A 17,932-nucleotide genomic window follows, 5' to 3' on the forward strand; every position below is an offset into this window, starting at 1 on the left:
GCGGCTTAAACATGGCGGAGCGGCTTAAACATGGCGGGGCGCCTCAAACAATCCGGAGTTGTCTAAAATGTGACTATACTCATGGAAATAAAACCCCTTTACTCACTACAAAACTAGGAAGCATTTATGCGTCAAAAAGTAGAGTTTACAAGCAATGGTAATACGCTGAGCGGCTTACTAGAAACACCCGAAACAAACGTTCGCTTTTATGCCTTATTTGCACATTGTTTTACCTGTGGAAAAGATGTTGCTGCTGCGTCACGTATAAGTAGAGCATTAACTGCAAAAGGTATTGCGGTATTGCGCTTTGATTTTACTGGTCTGGGCAATAGCGATGGAGATTTCGCAAATACAAACTTTTCATCAAATATACAAGATTTAGTCGCTGCTGCTGATTTTTTGCGAGATAACTTTGATGCACCTAAGCTACTTGTTGGACATAGTTTAGGCGGTGCAGCCGTTCTTGGTGTAGCCAGTAAGGTGGCAGAATCTGCGGCCGTTGTGACTATTGGATCGCCGCTTAATGCTGCGCATGTTGCGCATAACTTTGCCGCGCAAATAGACGATATTCAAACAAGCGGTAGGGCTGAAGTAAATCTTGGAGGGCGTGTTTTTACTATTCAAAAGCAATTCTTAGAAGACATCAATACGCATGACACCGGTCACATTCGCAAGCTTAACAAAGCCCTGCTAGTGATGCATTCACCAGTAGACGATGTTGTTAACATCAAAGAGGCAGAGAAGATTTATCAAGCGGCTTTACACCCAAAAAGTTTTGTAAGCCTAGACAACGCCGATCATTTACTTAAAAACAAAAATGATTCTGAATATGTGGCTGAAGTAATTGCTGCATGGGCGACTCGATATGTGTCAATTGACCGTAATACCGACTTAGCCAACATAAACAAGCATGAAGTAAGTCAAGGCAATGTGCTGGTTGAAGAGAAAGATCATAAGTTTGCCCAACATGTCAGTACTGCTAGTCATTACTGGTTAGCAGATGAGCCTGTAAAAGTTGGAGGTAGTAATAGTGGTCCCGATCCATACGAGCATTTGCTTGCTGGCTTAGGTGCATGTACGTCAATGACTTTAAGAATGTATGCTCAGCGCAAGAAGCTACCAATTACCCATATTAAGGTAGAGCTTTCGCATACGCGAAACTATCAAGATGATTGTAACAACTGTGAACAACTAAATGGGCTTGAAGCTATAGTTCGTAACATTACTTACACCGGTAATTTAGATGAGCAACAGCAAAAACGCTTTTTAGAAATTGCAGATAAATGCCCGGTACATAAAACCTTGCATAATAATGTCGCAGTGGTGAGCAAGTTGGTAAGTTAGCTTAGTGTCATTTCTCGTTGGTATAGCCATTAGCTTGATGTTCACGCAGTTCACTTGGATGCGCAGGGTAGCCGAACTTTTGTCAGTATTGGGGGTTAGCACACGCAGTCCATTGCACTTCGCGCAGTTTTAATGCTCTTATAATTGAATCGGCTAAATGACCTATCCTATTAGCCACGTAAAAGCCTTCTTCAATCATAGCAACCTTTCGATCTAGAAAGGTAGCTTCAACCGATATATCGGGGTATATGTCTAAAGGATATTGACGCGCTAGGGGATTTGAGCAAAGTCATGGCTCAAGCTAGTAATGATGATGTTTCTGAGCATCGTATTCAGTGTTTCTGCGCGCTGCAAGAGGTATTATCAAAAATAGCGCTTCGAAACACCCATTGTGAATCGCTTATTGAGGCATATGATAGAAGGTAATAAAGCTACTCACCAAATTAAAACCAAACATAAAGATGCGATGGATGGCTTAAAAGTAGCAAGAATCGCATTTCCTATACATAAATAACTACATCTGTATAGAAAATGAGATAATCTAGCCTTGCTTATTGAGTAGCGGCCTAGACCCTAACAAACTCAACGAGTTATCGAAAATAAACCGATCAAAAATGCCTGTTTGCCCACCAAACTGCCCACCACTTGTCTCTGGCTTTTATTAAATATTAGGGCTTAGCAATGGAAAAACAGTGCCGTTCTTATGCTGCTGTTAGGGTCTAAAAAATAGCAGTTTTGAAAAGCTTTATCGAATGATTTTTCAACACCTCAAGCAGAAATAGACACAATAATATCCACTTTCTGTTTTATTTCGCTATAATGGATATAACTGTATCCATTTGGTCTTTGCGGATGAATTTTACCTTACTTGATGATACCGATGTAAGCCAAGCCTATGCGGCTTATTTGCGTGAGTTACGAAAGCAGGCAAAGCTGTCACGCGCGGTACTTGCTGAGCGAAGCTGTGTACCTGCGGCCACCATTAAGAAATTTGAGCTGACCGGGCAAATTTCATTTCGCCAATTGCTGTTGCTATGGCAGACCCTCGACTCTTTGGATAGGCTTTATCAACTGACACAGCCGAGTAAAGAACACACTGCTATACCCACTAGCATTGATGAGGTACTAAAAGATGAGTTTTAAACCGATTCAAAAACTCATGGTAACTCGTAAGTTAAGCTCAGGTGAACAGGTTGCTGTAGGGATCTTGGCTCAGAATCGGCAAGGCGTTTTTTTCCAATATGCAGACGGCTATTTGCAACAGTTTGGCAATTTATCACCATTTACTTTGCAGTCGAACGTGCAAGTTCAAGCCGCACCTAAAGCGCCGCATCAAGGTGTACATGGCGTATTCGCCGATTGTTTGCCCGATGGTTGGGGCATGCTGTTACAAGATCGTATTTTCCGGCAAAAGGGCATCCTACCTAATCAATTAACAGCGATGGATAGGTTAGCCTTTGTTGGTGATAAAGGTATGGGTGCGCTGTCTTTTTCTCCGGTGTCTGAGTTTTCAGCCACGGCGCCTGCGGATATTGATTTAGCGACGTTAGGCTTAGAAGCACAAACGCTGTTCGATGCTTCAATGTCAGATTATATGGATGATAATCACGATGAGTTAGATGAGCACACGCAACAGGTGTTGGCCGCATTAGTCGCGGGTGGTAGTTCGGGTGGGGCAAGGCCCAAGGCACAGATTTATATGCCTACAGGGGAAACTCAGCAATGCCGAACCTTTGCTCAGCATGGAGATAAGGCTTGGCTGATTAAATTTACCTCAAAGAATCTAGCGCTCGGGCATGAAGAAGGTTTGTGTGAGGCGGCTTATTTGCAAATGGCTGAGCAAGCTAAGTGCCAACCACCAGTCTGGCAACTCATTGAAGCACCGCCTAAAAGCGGTGCGCCTGCGTGGTTAGCGCTTGAGCGTTTTGATTATGTCACTGAACAGGCCGACTTAGGCAGCAAGTGCAGTGCAGGTCGATTGCATATGCACAGCGCTTGCGGGCTATTGGATGCAGACTTTAGAACGCCAAGTTTAGATTATATTGACCTGATAAAAGCCAGCCGTCAGTTGTGTAAATCACCCGCCGTTGGGCAACTGCAATTTCGCCGCGCCATTTTTAACCTGCTTTCGTCTAACCAAGACGACCACAGTAAAAACTGGGCGTTTTTGCAAGCGGATGACGGTCAATGGGCTCCTGCCCCTTTTTACGATGTTACCTACAGCCCACATCCATTTAACGAACACGCCACTGCGTTCGGAGGTTATGGCAAAGCGCCATCGCTTAAAGTGATGCAAAAACTTGCTACCAGTGCTGGCTTTGCGAATTGGAATGATGCAAGGCAAGTCATTGAAGAAGTCGCAGAAGCCATCAGCCAATTTACTTATCTTGCCAAGCAACAAGGGATCAGTAAAACAAAAGTGTTTGCGATTGCTAAGACATTGGAGCAGCGCAAACATGAAAATGCGGCGCTTTTTCTATAACAATAAGAAGGGAGAGTAATGAAGCTCGGTCGAAACGATCCTTGCCATTGTGGCAGTGGTAAAAAATTTAAACGTTGTTGTATGAGCAGCGTTTCTAACCAACATGCCCAAGTTTCCGATGATGTAGAAGCTATGCTGGCAATGAACCCAAATTTGAGCCTTGATGAACTCAACGCTGCTTTACAACACAAAGTTCAGGATCGCAATAATCAACCTCATCCCGATTTTAGTGGTGTGACGCCAACGCAAATGGCCAATTGGCTTTATGCGCCTTTTGAACAATTACAGTGGGTGACAATTAGCACTCCCGACTCTCTCTGTCAGCCCAGTGATGCGCTATTTAGCCCTCATTATTGATGAGGCCATGGCCCAAGAAGGCTCCTTCAAAGCTACCAGTAAAGGTAACTTACCGGCTAAATTAGTCAAACAGGCCAGTGAATTATTGCCTGAGTTTGCCGTTGCTCATTGAATCACGGTTTATTGAGCGATTTTTGCAGTTTTGGGGTTTGTGACCATTGATCCAAGACGTAATTTCAACACGGAACCTGTTGGTAGAGCGGTACAGGTACTGCCTTTAGTAAAGCAAACTTTTCAATTCACAATAAATACATAGCAAGGTCACCGTGAGCGAATATCAATACTTTATGACGACGATTATCCAGAGTCGGTTAAGCTGGCTATATTTAAAGCGATCGAAGCCGCTAAAGATTACTAACCATTTCGTGGATCATCCAATAAGGCTAGCCCTGTTTGCGGACGCAAAAGTATAGGCCTTCACCTTCTGAATATTTTTTTGGGTCGGCTTTGCTGTAAGCAATAACCTGTTCTGCTGTGAGTTTTCCCGTGTTTACTACATAGTTGCTGAAATAATGGACGGGAAAAATAAAAAGCCCTGTATTTACAAGGAAATAGCAGGGCTTCTAAGACATTCTTGGATGGGTAACTTTCTACTTAGGGGTTCTAGGGATTTTCCCCTCTAAAGTAACATAATTCCCTATAGCCCCTACTAGCATTGCCTTTTCGAGGTGTATTACTTTTCAACTTTTTACAATAAGTGAGTTAACTTATATAAATGTAGTAACTTTTTGTTGCTGGTGAAGTTGTGCAAGTGCCATTTAAGTTAATATTCTTAAATGCCAAAGGTAATACTTATCAAGTTATTGTCTCTTTTCTTAGTAACCGGCCTCTTCAAGTTGTTTAAGTGATAATTTCGGCGAATAATAGAGAACCTTTGGCTCAGCTTTGGTGAGAATTGACAGTTCGTTTTTATTGCCATAGGGGATAATTTAAGTTTAAGAGCGTATTAAACCCATGATTTGCCATTCTTTAGGGAAGTAACCCACCTTTGTATGTCTTTAAATATAGCGAGTATGGCGGTTTATGTTACTTTAGAGGGGAAAATCCCTAGAACCCCACCTAGAAAGCCACCTCAATGACTTTCCAAAAGAAAGACATGATGAGATCCTAGGCAGTTACACCGAGTCCTTATATCTGAACCAACAAAAATATCCTGCAATTCACAGACAATCGATATTGATAACGCTTTTCAGTTTTCTGGAAAATCAATTGAATGAACTGTGCAACAAACTAGCTGTAAGTATAGATAGTTTGATTAAGCTGCGTGATGTAAATGGAAAAGGCGTCACTAGAGCTCTCATGTATATGAAAAAAGTGGCTCAACTCGATTTGCAGAAGGCTTCAGATGAAAAGTATTATATCGCCATGCTAAATAAAATTCGTAATGCTATCGTCCATACGGGAGGTATTCTTCATACCGAACCTTCATCAGATATTTATAGGTTCATCAATAATGAAATATTCATTTCAATTTCTGCTGATGGTGCACTAATTATACATGACGATTTTATAGACCGATTTATAGGCATACTTATTGGTTTTTTTGACAAACTAGATTCAGAAATCCAAATGTTTATTGAGCGTTATGACGCTCAGCCTAACAGCTAAGCAATACCAATTATCTGGTCACTTAATATAAAGCAAAGTTAAACAATGACTAACGAATATTTTCCTATAAGTCCTTTTAATATCAATGCCTTATAAGGAAATATCATAATTCAGTGACTTAAACGGTAGTTCAGCCACTATTACGGTACACGCGTTACTCAACGATGGTGAAGTGCGAAAGCAAGGAAACAAAATTAACGGAGCTAAGCTTTTTATAAATCCATCTCGAAAAGGAAGCTTTGAGGAACTGCTCACAATAATAATAGAAAATAATGCCTTAGTTGGAATTGGAGCAAGCGTTGTCGGCGCTGCATTTTACGATTTGTTGAAATTGACATGGTCTAAAACCTTTAATCAGGACTATGAGCCAACAACGCCAACAGTAAAAAGATTAATAGATAGAAAAGAACCTTTTATAGGTGAAATGGAGGAGGCGTTAGAAATACCGTTGGAACAAGCACATCGCCCGATAAGGCAACATCGAGATATGTCTATTATTATTACTAGACCGAGAGATCCTTATCAAATAATTAAACTCGATAACGACACTTTGCAATCAGTCTCGATTCGAACAGAAAACGAAGTCGTTCAGGTTGTTGGGAATGTAACAAGATACAACATAATTTCAGGTATTGGACGTTTTTATGACGACGACGAAGAGAAAACAATATCATTTAAAATTCCTGATGATGCAGGTTCATCGCAAAGAAGAAGGATAACTTGGTCGCTTCATAACGCTCAAACCGATGGTGAAGGAAAAATAAGACTTGAAGTCAAAAAGATCGTTTCTGCAAGAGGAGTAACTAGGCGCTATCTAGTTCAAAAAGTACATCGCATATAATATAAAAGAACCATCTTAACTATGATTATCGGTTGAAACCGAATTCCCACATCAGTGTATCCGATTTAAATAAGTCGGAATTAAGACCTCGCCTTAAAATAAATTCCAGCTTCACTAGAAGGGCATTCCAGTTCTGGAATGGAAATAACAACTCACACGCTGTGGATAACAATGTTCACAATATTTAATTTAACATAATATACATTATACGCTATTGTATAAATATGTGAATATTATGTGTAAGTTTATCAATAGCTTAAACGCATGCCTGTTATGGTGCGTCTACGTGAACGAAACGGCTAACCATAGCCAAAACTTAATTTCATTCACGTAGCGCACGATTTCAATTATTCCTTAATTAAGGCTTTTACCGTGGCGTGCTTTCTGCCAAAGAAAATATATTGCAGGTAAAACTATGAGAGACAAGAATAATGCGCTTATCATTCCGCCCACTAGTGGCGCAGCAATTCGGCTCATCAGTTCTGAACCTGTTCCGCTTCCATACATCACTGGTAACAATCCAAGTATGATAGATAATGACGTCATCATTACCGGGCGGATTCGCGCTTCTGAACCGTCGATAATTGCTTGTTTGAGTTCTCTCAGATCAACATCATCAGCTATGTCAGCGAATCTATTATCGAGGTATGTCAGCATGATGATACCTATCTCAACTGCAACACCTGCTAATGCAATAAAACCTACTGCAACAGCTACCGAAAAACTAAAACCTGCAAAATACAGAAGCCAAAACCCGCCAATAAGAGCAAAAGGTAAAGTGCCAATGATCATCGCAACCTGAGGAAAACTACGAAAGTTTGCATACAAAAGAATAATGATGATTAAGATGGTCAGTGGTATCACAAACTTCAGCTTTTCTTCAGCGCGTTGCATGTACTCAAACTGTCCACTCCAAGTCAGAGAGTAGCCACTCGGCAAATCCACTATCTCACTGACACGTTGTTTCGCTCTGGTAACATAGTCACTAATATTCACGTCCTTAATATCAATGTAAACCCATCCATTTGGCCTAGCATTCTCACTTTTGATACTTGGAGGGCCATCTTCTATCGTTATGTCAGCCACTTCGCCCAAGGTAATATAAGCTCCAGATGGACTCAAAATTGGTAGTCTTTTAAGTGCATCTGGCGAGTTACGGTAAGATTCTGGAAAACGAATTTGGACTGGATAACGCTCTAAACCTTCAACGCTTTTAGTCAACTCTTGGCCGCCGACAGCACTCGAAATAAAGGACTGAATATCAGCGATATTTAAGCCAAAACGAGCAGCCTTTCGACGCTTTAGGTCGACGTTTATGTACCGGCCTCCAACCACACGTTCTGCATAAACAGAAGCGGTGCCATCAAGGTCTGCAAGTGACTCCTCTATCTGTTTGCCTATGTCCTGAATAAGCGATAAATCAGGACCACCAATCTTTATACCAATCGGTGTTTTTATCCCCGTAGCAAGCATGTCGATACGGGTTTTGATAGGCATTACCCAAGCATTAGTTAAACCCGGGAACGTAACGACTTCATCTAATTCCTGAATCAGGCTTTCTGTTTGTATGCCATCGCGCCATTGAGACTTTGGCTTCAACTGAATAAAGCTTTCTATCATTGTAAGTGGTGCTGGATCGGTCGCGGTATCTGCCCTACCCACTTTACCAAAAACAGTATCTACTTCAGGAATTGTTTTTATTAACTTGTTAGTTTGTTGAAGAATATCTCTCGCTTCACCGATTGAAACGCCAGCGTAAGTGCTAGGCATATACATTAGGTCTCCCTCATCGAGCGTTGGCATAAATTCACTTCCTATTTTACTTAGCGGCCATAGGACACTACTCAATGCGAGAAGAGAAAGAGCAATCGTTGTTTTTGGAAACCTTAGCGTGCACCTAAGCAAAGGGCGATAGATTTGAAGTAAACTGCCGTTAATTGGGTTCTTTGCTTCCGGTTTTATATTTCCTCTAACAAAGTAGCCCATCAACACAGGCACTAATGTAATTGCCAAAATTGCGGCAGCAGCCATGGCATATGTTTTAGTGTAGGCCAATGGAGAAAACATCTTGCCTTCTTGAGCCTCCAATGTAAAAACAGGTACAAAACTCACGGTTATAATCGCTAGGCTGAAGAATAAAGCTGGTCCAACTTCTGTTGCCGATTTTGCAACTATGTCCCATCGATTCTGCTGGTTTATTGGCGTTTTCTCTATCTGTTTATGCATGTTTTCAACCATCACAATTGCACCATCTATCATTGCCCCAATAGCGATCGCAATTCCCCCCAAAGACATAATGTTTGCATTTATTCCCTGTATATACATGACAATAAATGCCAGCAAAATACCGATAGGTAAACTAATCATCGCCACCAATGACGAGCGAAAATGAAAAAGAAACAGCATACAAATAAGAACAACAACAGCCATTTCGGCTGCAAGTTTGCTAGTCAGATTGTCGATGGAACGGTCGATTAGACTGGAGCGATCGTAGACTGTCGTGATCTCGACACCGTCTGGTAAACTGTTTTTTAGTGAATCAAGCTTTGCTCTTACTCTTTGAATGGTGGTTTGTGCATTTTCGCCGAATCGCATCACAACAATGCCGCCTACAGTTTCACCTTCACCATTTAGATCAGCTAGACCACGACGCATTTGTGGTCCTAATCTAATCTCTGCAATATTTTTAATGAGAAGCGGAGTGCCGTCCAACGGTGATTTAAGACCTATCGGAATGTTCTCAATGTCGCTTTTATTTTCAATATAACCCGTAGTGCGGATCATATATTCAGCTTCAGCCATTTCCAGCACAGAAGCTCCTGTTTCTTGGTTTCCTCGTTGAATAGCCATTTGTACATGAGACAGAGGGATATTGAGAGCCTGAAGCTTTAGTGGATCGACGATCACCTGGTATTGTTTAACCATCCCGCCAACACTCGCGACTTCAGATACACCTTGAACCGTTTGTAACTCATATTTTAAAAACCAGTCTTGTATACTTCTTAATTCACTAATGTCATGTTTGCCACTTGAATCGCTAAGTGCATACATAAAGATCCAGCCAACACCCGTGGCATCAGGACCAAGTTGTGGCTTTGCCGAAGGAGGTAAGCTGGGTGAAACCTGAGAGAGGTATTCAAGTACCCTACTTCGTGCCCAATATAGGTCTGTATCATCATCAAAAATAATATAAATGTAGGAATCGCCAAAAAATGAAAACCCTCTGACCGTTTTTGCGCCTGGAACAGACAACATCGCGCTAGTGAGAGGATAAGTTACTTGGTCTTCTACCACTTGCGGAGCTTGGCCAGGATAAGATGTTTTTACTATTACTTGTACGTCAGAAAGATCGGGAATTGCATCGACTGGCGTGTTCTTAAGCGCAAATACACCCACGCCGATTACAATGAGTGTGGCCAATAGCACGAAGAAACGGTTGCGAATCGACCAATGGATAATGAGAGAAATCATTGTATTTTCCCTTCATCATTGGTCTCGTCCATTGCTGGCATGTTGTGCTGTTCGTCCATAAAATGCACCGTTTTGACTTGATACATTCCCGTTGAGGATTTCACAATCTCCACATGCACTTCCTGGTCTACTTGAAATTGACTAATATCGATATCGTCAGCAACAGTAAAGTTCATGGTCATTCCCATCATCTCAAATTCAAGCAGTGGACCATGAGATAGGTTTACAATGCGCTCAGATACTAGAATCTCATTGACTGTTGCTTGGGTCCAGGAACTCACATTCATATCATCTGGCGAAGAAACTTGAGCTTCGCTAGAGGTCTTTTCCATACGCTTTAGGTCGGAACTAATGCTGCTTTCTGAATCCAATAAGAACTGTGCAGAAGTAACGATAAGATCTCCTTCATCTAATCCTGCGAGCACCTCGTAATCATTGTCATAAACTCTCCCAAGTTTTATTTCGACTGATTTAAAACGTCCCTCGCCCAACGAAAGCACAACACGGTCATTCAGACCTGTGCGTATCACAGCAGGCTTTGGTATCGTCAATATGTTTTCATTAGTGTGATTTGTATTGACCACAACATCCAAGTACATTCCGGGTTTTAGGATATGTTCCGGATTGTCGAGTTTGATACGTGCTTTTTGTGTTCGAGTGTCTGTTGAAATACTTGGATAAATATACTCAATATTGGATGTGAAATGTAAACCGTTTGCGAATGGGCTTTCGATACGGACTTCACTGCCAAGTGTTACTTTGTTGATATCATTAGCGAATATATCAACGAGTACCCAAATAGAATCCATATTAGCTATCGCTAGCATGGTTGTGCTAGGTGTAACGTAAAACCCTTCTTGGATATTAAGTTCACTCAAATACCCGCTTTGTGGGGCAAAATAGGTAATCGCTCGTTTGATTTTTCTATCTTTATTTATTTTTTCAATTAAAGATTCAGGTGCATTCAATGAGATTAATCTTGATCTGGCGGCTTGCGTTAAAGCCTTATTGCCTTGTTTTAGCCCAAGTAAATACTCTTCTTGAGCATTTACTAAGCTAGGTGAATACAACGAATATAATGCTTCACCTTTCTCAATATAGTCTCCTTTTGAGCGAACAGTGAGTTTTTCAACCCAACCTGCTACACGAGGATGTATGTGGACTATATTATCGTTAGCATAATCAACTTCGCCAAACAGCCTCAGCGTATCTGAGGGAACCTTTTTTACGACAGTTGCCGTTTTAACACCTAAGTTTTGCACTGTGACAGGTGATACTTTTATGAGCCCGGGTGACGTTTGCTCATTGGCATATACAGGCACTAAATCCATCCCCATTGGTGACTTTCCTGGCTCATCACGTTGGAAGTTTGGATCCATTGGTGCAACCCAATAAAGTATTTCATTTGTTTGTGAACCTGCGGTATCAACTTCGTGAGATGCCATTGAAGTTAATAGAAAATAAATAATAGTCGCGCCAAGAAGCCCACCCAGTAGAATGCCGATCATCAGTATGTTTAGATTGTTTTTATTCATTAGTGCTCTCCATTCGACTACCTTTTTTTGGCAGAAAATAATTCATTTTTGCTAACGCTCTGCGTTTATTCACTTCTATATTGAGTAAGGTAATCTTCGCATCGAGTTCGGCTATTTTTGCTCTGACCACCTCTGCAAAGTCGCCAGTATCATTTGTATATGCATTAATTGCCGCATCTGCTTGCTGTGCCATTTGAGGTAAAATTTGTTTCTTGTAAATTTCCGCTCGCTCATAAGCCCCATAATAACTTTCAGAAGCCTGATATAGCTTTGCTATGAGTTCTTTCGCAAGTAAACGCTTTTCTGTCCGAATTGATTCAGTTCTCAACCTCGAATTTTGTACATCGGCGTCTATTTTTCCGCTAGAAAACAGAGGAACACTAACACTAAGGCCGACTGAGAATAAATCCGCCCTCCCCAAGCCTGCTGGATCATCTGCGCGGTACGCGTAACTGGCATTGAGACTGTATTGTGGTTTATACCCTTGTTGAGCTAATTCAATATCAAGTGATGCGCTCGAAATACGTTTGTCCATCGTTGCTAGTAACGGATGATGTGAAATCCTAGGATAAATTGACTCGATAGAGCTCTGTTTAAGGCTTCGAACAAACTCAAGGTCGCTTTTTTCTATCTCTGGTAATTCATTCGGTAACATCAAATGTGTTATGTCAGGAGTATCAGTGTAGTAAGCTTCAGCCGGTATAAGGTATTTGATTAAATCTGCTAAAGCAGTACGTTCACGAGTTTTTAATTGAACTAAACGGTCCTGTAGTCTCATCAGTTCAAGTTCTGCTCTAATAATATCTTGTTGCTTAGCATTCCCTGCTGACGCAGCATAGCTAGCACTGACGATGTCACCTAATTTGGAAAAGAGAGGTCTTGTTTCTTCAACTAAACGGTAACTCGCGGTCGCTAAATAGGCATCAAGCCATATATGAGCAGTTTGCAAAGCTACCACGCGTAAACGGTCTTCACGCAAATAAGGTTGCTCTGAAGCAATAGCCTTATATTTTTTTGCGTTCAGTTCTCGTGTATTACCTCTTGGTAGTTGTTGTGAGCCCCCTACTTTCAACTGTGTAATGGGTTCTTGATTAATATTAAAACTGTCACTTGGCAAATTAAGGACTCCAAAACTAATGCTAGGGTCTGGAAGCGCCTTGGCTCCCTGGCTTAGTGCCTCAAAACGTTGTTCAGTTTGTCTGCTCTTTAACAGCGTTTCATCTCGCTCTTGCGCCATTTTTATTGCATTTTGAAGACTTATTAGTTCGGGAAGTTTATTCGTCTGCTTGGCAATCGCTATCGGCTGTGTAAAACCACTCAACGTCAAACATAAGATTAGGGCAAGTCTAAGTGAAGTGACTCCATAAAGTTGCCCAGTAAAATAGAGGCTTTTCTCTTCCTTAACTGGAGAGCTAAGGGAGAATAGAAACATAAAAGAACGCATACATGCCATCCGACAATGAAAATAATGAAAAAATATAGAATAAACAGAACAGCAAATTACTGCCGTTCAATGTCAGTACTGAATAACTGAATTTACCAACGATTTACGTTGATTTGAGGAAGATTACGCTATTGGAGGTGGTGTTACTTTATGTAGATACAGAGATGTATAATAAAAATGATAAGCTAGGTGCTTACCGTCGTGGGATTTATAAAGGTGCTGAATAAGACTGTTTTCAATAACAGTCTGAGAGGTGAGCAGTTTCGCACAATGACAATCATCATCGCAGCATGAAGTGCCTTTGGGTAGGTCACAACAATCCATTTCACCGCTATCAGACATACCATCTTCAGAGCTTTCACCTGACATCATCATGGAATGTTCAGGCATATCCATAGAACAATCCATTGGCATTAGCGTTGCACTGAACGCATTACTGAGCTGGGCGCTTAGCAGCAAGAATATTAAAAAACAGGACTGTAAAAGTGATAACGTCTTCATAAGCCAAGTATAATGCAGTTTCTAGTGAATAACATCTACAAAGAGCAAAAAACAGCCCATTGCAAACATGATCGCATTCTCTGAGAATGAAACAAAGGCTAAAGGCACATTATTATTGCCACCGACGCAAGCACATTTCAGTTCTCGCTTATCGACGTACACCGCTTTTACAACTGATATTCCCCCAATTCCGCCGATGAATATCATTATAGGTATAGAGATAAAAGAGAATATTCCGCTAACCATTAGTATACCGGCGAGCACTTCAGCAAAAGGATAGACAAAAGCGTATGGAACATAACGCTTAGCCAATAAATCATAAGCAAGAAATCCGTTAACGAAACTGCCTAGGTCTTGTAATTTTAGTAAGCCCAACAGCGCCATAGACAGACCAACAAACAAAGTAGTAAATTCACGCATGTTTATTTCTTGCTCTAAATGATAAAGCAAACCAGCACTTAGTAGGGCCGCGATTGAGAACAAAGCAATAACTGGAAAGTAACGAAAAAGATTATTCGAATAGATTTTCTTACCTAAATATTTTTGCAGCTCTTCGAAGCCGCCGACTCGCTCATCATTTATGACTACTTGTGGTGTCGTTTTTACACCTAAATTTTGTTTAAGGTTTTCGCTTTCTTCCTTTGTGCTTAACACACGATCATCAAGGTCGTATCCATGACGTAAAAGTAAATCTTTTGCTCTTAAGCCAAACGGACATATATGCTCACTGGTTTCCATTCGATAAAGAATCGCAGACTTTTTCATGTATTACCTCTAGTTTGCTAGAAAGTAGAGCAAGCAAATCATCTTTTTAGGTAAATAGTCAAGCCTCAAAAGCGTGTATTTTTGGGTAAACGGTAGAAGACTAATTAGCAATCTTGATGACATTGCCTTGACCATCTTGGTCTTGAAGCAAGGTTTTGAAGTGTTCCCAAGAAATTGGTTTTGATAGCAAGTAGCCTTGAATCGAATCACAGCCCATCTCTTTTAGGAGTTTAAATTGTTCGTCTTTCTCGATCCCTTCCGCAACGGTTTGAAGCTTATAGGACTTGGCAATCGCCAGAATAGACTTTACTAATGTTTTCTTTACTTCATTCTCCGAATGTAAATCATCAATAAAGCTCTTATCTATTTTCAAACAATCTATTGGATATTTAATAATTTGCGAAAATGCGGTGTAACCAGTACCGAAATCGTCTAGGGCTAGACTGATACCTGTTTCTCGAATCTCATTAAGAATCGTTATGCTCTGTTCGTCTATTTCTACAAGGCTCGTTTCAGTGATCTCAAGTTGAACATTCTGTGGATTGATTCGATAGTCTTTAATAAGCCCTTTGAGCGCCGATGCAAACTTTACATTATTCAATTCTTTCGCAGAGATATTGATACATACGACAAGGTCAGATTTATTAAAGACTTTTTGGTGTCGATACATGTGCCTAAATGTTGTCTCTATCACGAGTAAATCAATGTTTTGAATAACACCAAATTCCTCCGCGATTGGAATAAACTCATCAGGGCCTATACCTTCGAGCGCAGCAGAATGACACCGCAATAAGACTTCTACTTTGTGAATATATAGGTCTGAAGAGCGGAATATTGGCATGTAAGCCATTGAGAATTGCCCATTTTCCGAAGCTACTCGAATGTTTTCAGCTATTTGTTTTCGTCTATAAATAACATCTCTGACATGTTCATCGAATAAACGGTACCGATTTTTTCCATCTTGTTTGGCGCAATACATCGCCGAGTCCGCTTGAGACAAGGTCTCTTCAAAAGTGTCTATCAATGGTTCAAATGAGGCTAAGCCCATACTCAGCCCCACTCTTATCAAGCGGTTATTTATTTGGATTGGCGCACTAAGCGAGTTAACGATATTGTCAGCGATACGTTCTGCCTGTTCTTTTTCAAGCCTGTTAAAAAGTATAACAAACTCATCTCCAGCAAGTCGGGCGAACGCAAAGTTACTTTCTTTGGGGTCATTCTCAAGCAAGATAGCCGTTACTATCTTACCTAATTCACACAGTAATTCATCACCAATTGAGTGACCATGAGTATCATTAACTTTTTTAAATCCATCAATGTCAAAGTAAAATAAATACCCTTTACGACGATTCGCAAAACTTGCACCATTTCGCTCTGCCCACGCCGTAATTCCTCGACGGTTAAGCAGTTGAGTCAGCGCATCGGTATTTGAAATATGTTTAAGTTTCTTGGTTTGTCTCGACACGAGAATAATGATGAAGACTAACCAACAAATGAGAATGATTTGAAACAAACCTAACTCATCTATCAATTCACCATGAAACAAGACTTGTTTTACTACGAACGAATACACACCTTCTTGACTCATATCGTCCGGCATGATTTCAATGAAGACGACATTATCAATATCAAATTGCGCATTCTCAAAGGAGATGTTTTTTTCTTTGATCCACCAATCTTCAACTCGGAACGAATCAAAAGGCACGGTTACGGTTGTTTGTTCGAGCTTGGGATCAAAAATGACGGAATTGAATTTTAGTGAGACGAAATCTTTTGGCTGGGAGTACTCGGTATTGTAGTTTCTTAAGGAAAATCGTAAACGCGATTCGTTATTTGGTGATTGATATTCAATTTCGAGTTCAACATTGTCATAAATACTCAAGTCTATGCCGGACTGAATATTGAACTCAGTATTTTCAGCCATTTGAGGATTAAGTCCGATACTGATCCCACACATGCTAAAAGTATTAGAATCGACTTTCTTACAACTAGACTCTATTTGTTGATTACTCTGGTTTAACTCACCTTCTAATACACCACCTTCCAACATATGTGTCACAAATGTCGGATTCTCATCATCAAGTATACTGAGACTAATATTCATCAAGCCGAGCTTGTGACTCGCTAGTGCGAGACAAGTCATCAATATCATGGCAAGAATTGCTTTTACATTAGTATCTGAAAACACTTGCACCCTTAATAAATACGGAGAGAAAACATTAGGCGTATCAGCCTTAGAACGCTTCTTTATATATCGCCTATTATATCGAGAAACTTCGTCCTAATTGTCGTAATAGTGAGTACAAAAATATCCTTAGGTATGAATTTATTAGCGTAGCTTTTCGTATGAGTCAGCAAGCATACACACAAAGTGCCTTCAATGTTGTGCAGGTGACACGCGAAATATTACACGCTATGAATTTCGTTCTCGGACTTAGGATATTATTACTCATTACATCAATGGTTTAAATAAGCCATTCGCTTTTATAATCAACATAACTGGTGGTACTATGCGAGGCATACAACTTCCGGATTATCATGTATTTATTGATATGAAAAATCGTCAAACGGAAAGCAATACGCAACTTAACAAGGAACTCTATAATGACTCAAAAAATAGCATTTATCGGTTTAGGTGCCATGGGCTTCCCGATGGCAGGGCATCTTCTGCGCTCTGGTTACGAGCTAAAAGTTTATAATCGAACAACTAGCACTGCTGAAAAATGGTTAAAACAATACGCGACTGATGGAGCGGTTTCCGCATCCATGGCTAAAACACCTCACGAAGCCGCAATAGATGCAGACGTCGTTTTACTGTGTGTTGGTAATGATGACGATGTGCGGTCCGTGGTATATGGACAAGACGGTGTTCTTTCAGCGATGAAACATGGTTCAACGTTAATCGATCACACAACGACATCTGCTGAACTTGCGCGCGAACTTCATAAAGTCGCAAAAGACTATGGTGTTGACGTGCTTGATGGGCCGGTCTCTGGGGGCCAAGCTGGCGCTGAAAATGGTGCTCTAACAGTGATGCTAGGTGGTGACTCAGATGTCTACAACTCCGTCCACGAGATACTAAATTGCTACTCGCAAAAACATCAATTAATGGGCGAGATTGGCAAAGGGCAATTAACTAAGATGGTAAATCAAATTTGTATCGCGGGCGTTGTTCAAGGTTTATCAGAAGCACTACACTTTGCTCAAAAAGCGGAGTTAGATAGCCAGGCTGTTGTTGATGTAATATCGAAAGGTGCAGCAGCTTCGTGGCAAATGGTGAATCGTTCTGAAACCATGGTAAAAGGACAGTTTGATTTTGGTTTCGCCGTGGATTGGATGAGAAAAGACTTAGATATCGTGCTTAACGAAGCAAAAAGAAATGGCTCTAGCCTGCCGATTACGGCACTAGTAGATCAATTCTATGGTCAAGTCCAAGCCAATGGTGGTGGTCGTTGGGATACCTCAAGTCTAATATCGCTATTGGATAAATAAGGCCTGTTTCGCGCTAAATAAAAAAGAGAGCTTGAATACACACGCTCTCTTTTTATTTAACAATGTAGTCTCTAGCTGGATTAACTTGAGTA

Annotated in this window: 12 protein-coding genes and 1 pseudogene; 7 read left to right on the forward strand and 6 right to left on the reverse strand. The window is 40.8% G+C overall.

The features are described from left to right. The first annotated feature begins 126 nt into the window (after nucleotides 1-126). The 6 genes and pseudogenes from RM544_RS03280 (at nucleotide 127) to RM544_RS03305 (ending at nucleotide 6,632) form a co-directional block, all read left to right on the forward strand. The gene (locus RM544_RS03280; RefSeq protein ID WP_290295053.1) at nucleotides 127-1,344 is read left to right on the forward strand and encodes a bifunctional alpha/beta hydrolase/OsmC family protein; all 1,218 of its coding nucleotides are present in this window, start codon (nucleotides 127-129) and stop codon (nucleotides 1,342-1,344) included. A gap of 852 nt (nucleotides 1,345-2,196) precedes the next feature. Continuing rightward, a complete protein-coding gene (locus RM544_RS03285) occupies nucleotides 2,197-2,487 on the forward strand; it encodes a helix-turn-helix domain-containing protein (protein WP_290295054.1) in 291 nt (96 codons plus the stop codon). Continuing rightward, nucleotides 2,477-3,826: a type II toxin-antitoxin system HipA family toxin gene (locus tag RM544_RS03290; protein WP_290295055.1), complete on the forward strand. Its 1,350-nt coding sequence runs from the start codon at nucleotides 2,477-2,479 to the stop codon at nucleotides 3,824-3,826. The genes RM544_RS03285 and RM544_RS03290 overlap by 11 nt, the downstream gene beginning before the upstream one ends. Before the next feature lie 18 nt (nucleotides 3,827-3,844). After that, nucleotides 3,845-4,289 (forward strand): annotated as a pseudogene (locus RM544_RS03295) (YecA family protein); the annotation flags it as partial. A gap of 1,103 nt (nucleotides 4,290-5,392) precedes the next feature. After that, a complete protein-coding gene (locus tag RM544_RS03300; RefSeq protein ID WP_311360333.1) occupies nucleotides 5,393-5,791 on the forward strand; it encodes a hypothetical protein in 399 nt (132 codons plus the stop codon). A gap of 172 nt (nucleotides 5,792-5,963) precedes the next feature. Continuing rightward, on the forward strand, nucleotides 5,964-6,632 hold the full coding sequence (locus tag RM544_RS03305) for a DUF7947 five-stranded beta-barrel domain-containing protein (protein WP_311360334.1): 669 nt from the start codon (nucleotides 5,964-5,966) through the stop codon (nucleotides 6,630-6,632). Nucleotides 6,633-6,986: 354 nt separating this feature from the next. Here the strand turns inward: RM544_RS03305 and RM544_RS03310 are convergent, their stop codons facing one another. From RM544_RS03310 to RM544_RS03335, 6 genes are all read right to left on the reverse strand, one after another. Next, nucleotides 6,987-10,103, reverse strand: a complete 3,117-nt coding sequence (locus RM544_RS03310) for an efflux RND transporter permease subunit (RefSeq protein WP_311360335.1) — start codon at nucleotides 10,101-10,103, stop codon at nucleotides 6,987-6,989. Next, nucleotides 10,100-11,638, reverse strand: a complete 1,539-nt coding sequence (locus RM544_RS03315) for an efflux RND transporter periplasmic adaptor subunit (protein WP_311360336.1) — start codon at nucleotides 11,636-11,638, stop codon at nucleotides 10,100-10,102. Before RM544_RS03315 ends, RM544_RS03310 begins: the two co-directional genes overlap by 4 nt. After that, a complete protein-coding gene (locus RM544_RS03320) occupies nucleotides 11,631-13,082 on the reverse strand; it encodes a TolC family protein (RefSeq protein ID WP_311360337.1) in 1,452 nt (483 codons plus the stop codon). The genes RM544_RS03315 and RM544_RS03320 overlap by 8 nt, the downstream gene beginning before the upstream one ends. Before the next feature lie 123 nt (nucleotides 13,083-13,205). Next, complete coding sequence (locus RM544_RS03325) at nucleotides 13,206-13,478, reverse strand: hypothetical protein (RefSeq protein ID WP_311360338.1); 273 nt, start codon at nucleotides 13,476-13,478, stop codon at nucleotides 13,206-13,208. A 126-nt stretch (nucleotides 13,479-13,604) separates the two neighbouring features. Continuing rightward, nucleotides 13,605-14,348, reverse strand: a complete 744-nt coding sequence (locus RM544_RS03330; RefSeq protein ID WP_311360339.1) for a MauE/DoxX family redox-associated membrane protein — start codon at nucleotides 14,346-14,348, stop codon at nucleotides 13,605-13,607. Nucleotides 14,349-14,448: 100 nt separating this feature from the next. Then, nucleotides 14,449-16,536 carry a putative bifunctional diguanylate cyclase/phosphodiesterase gene (locus RM544_RS03335; RefSeq protein ID WP_311360340.1) on the reverse strand — a complete coding sequence of 696 codons (2,088 nt, stop codon included), beginning with the start codon at nucleotides 16,534-16,536 and terminating at the stop codon, nucleotides 14,449-14,451. A gap of 416 nt (nucleotides 16,537-16,952) precedes the next feature. Between RM544_RS03335 and RM544_RS03340 the strand changes: the two genes are divergently transcribed. Beyond that, nucleotides 16,953-17,840 carry an NAD(P)-dependent oxidoreductase gene (locus RM544_RS03340; RefSeq protein ID WP_311360341.1) on the forward strand — a complete coding sequence of 296 codons (888 nt, stop codon included), beginning with the start codon at nucleotides 16,953-16,955 and terminating at the stop codon, nucleotides 17,838-17,840. Nucleotides 17,841-17,932: the final 92 nt, after the last annotated feature.

Origin of the sequence: Brumicola blandensis, assembly GCF_031846165.1 — a bacterium.
Taxonomy (GTDB): domain Bacteria; phylum Pseudomonadota; class Gammaproteobacteria; order Enterobacterales; family Alteromonadaceae; genus Glaciecola; species Glaciecola blandensis.

Excerpts from the sequence above, each read along its gene's own strand:
- RM544_RS03280 (WP_290295053.1), top strand. The coding sequence starts at position 127 with ATGCGTCAAAAAGTAGAGTTTACAAGCAATGGTAATACGCTGAGCGGC.
- RM544_RS03285 (WP_290295054.1), top strand. The coding sequence starts at position 2,197 with ATGAATTTTACCTTACTTGATGATACCGATGTAAGCCAAGCCTATGCG.
- RM544_RS03290 (WP_290295055.1), top strand. The coding sequence starts at position 2,477 with ATGAGTTTTAAACCGATTCAAAAACTCATGGTAACTCGTAAGTTAAGC.
- RM544_RS03310 (WP_311360335.1), bottom strand. The coding sequence starts at position 10,103 with ATGATTTCTCTCATTATCCATTGGTCGATTCGCAACCGTTTCTTCGTG.
- RM544_RS03315 (WP_311360336.1), bottom strand. The coding sequence starts at position 11,638 with ATGAATAAAAACAATCTAAACATACTGATGATCGGCATTCTACTGGGT.
- RM544_RS03320 (WP_311360337.1), bottom strand. The coding sequence starts at position 13,082 with ATGCGTTCTTTTATGTTTCTATTCTCCCTTAGCTCTCCAGTTAAGGAA.
- RM544_RS03325 (WP_311360338.1), bottom strand. The coding sequence starts at position 13,478 with ATGGATATGCCTGAACATTCCATGATGATGTCAGGTGAAAGCTCTGAA.
- RM544_RS03330 (WP_311360339.1), bottom strand. The coding sequence starts at position 14,348 with ATGAAAAAGTCTGCGATTCTTTATCGAATGGAAACCAGTGAGCATATA.
- RM544_RS03340 (WP_311360341.1), top strand. The coding sequence starts at position 16,953 with ATGACTCAAAAAATAGCATTTATCGGTTTAGGTGCCATGGGCTTCCCG.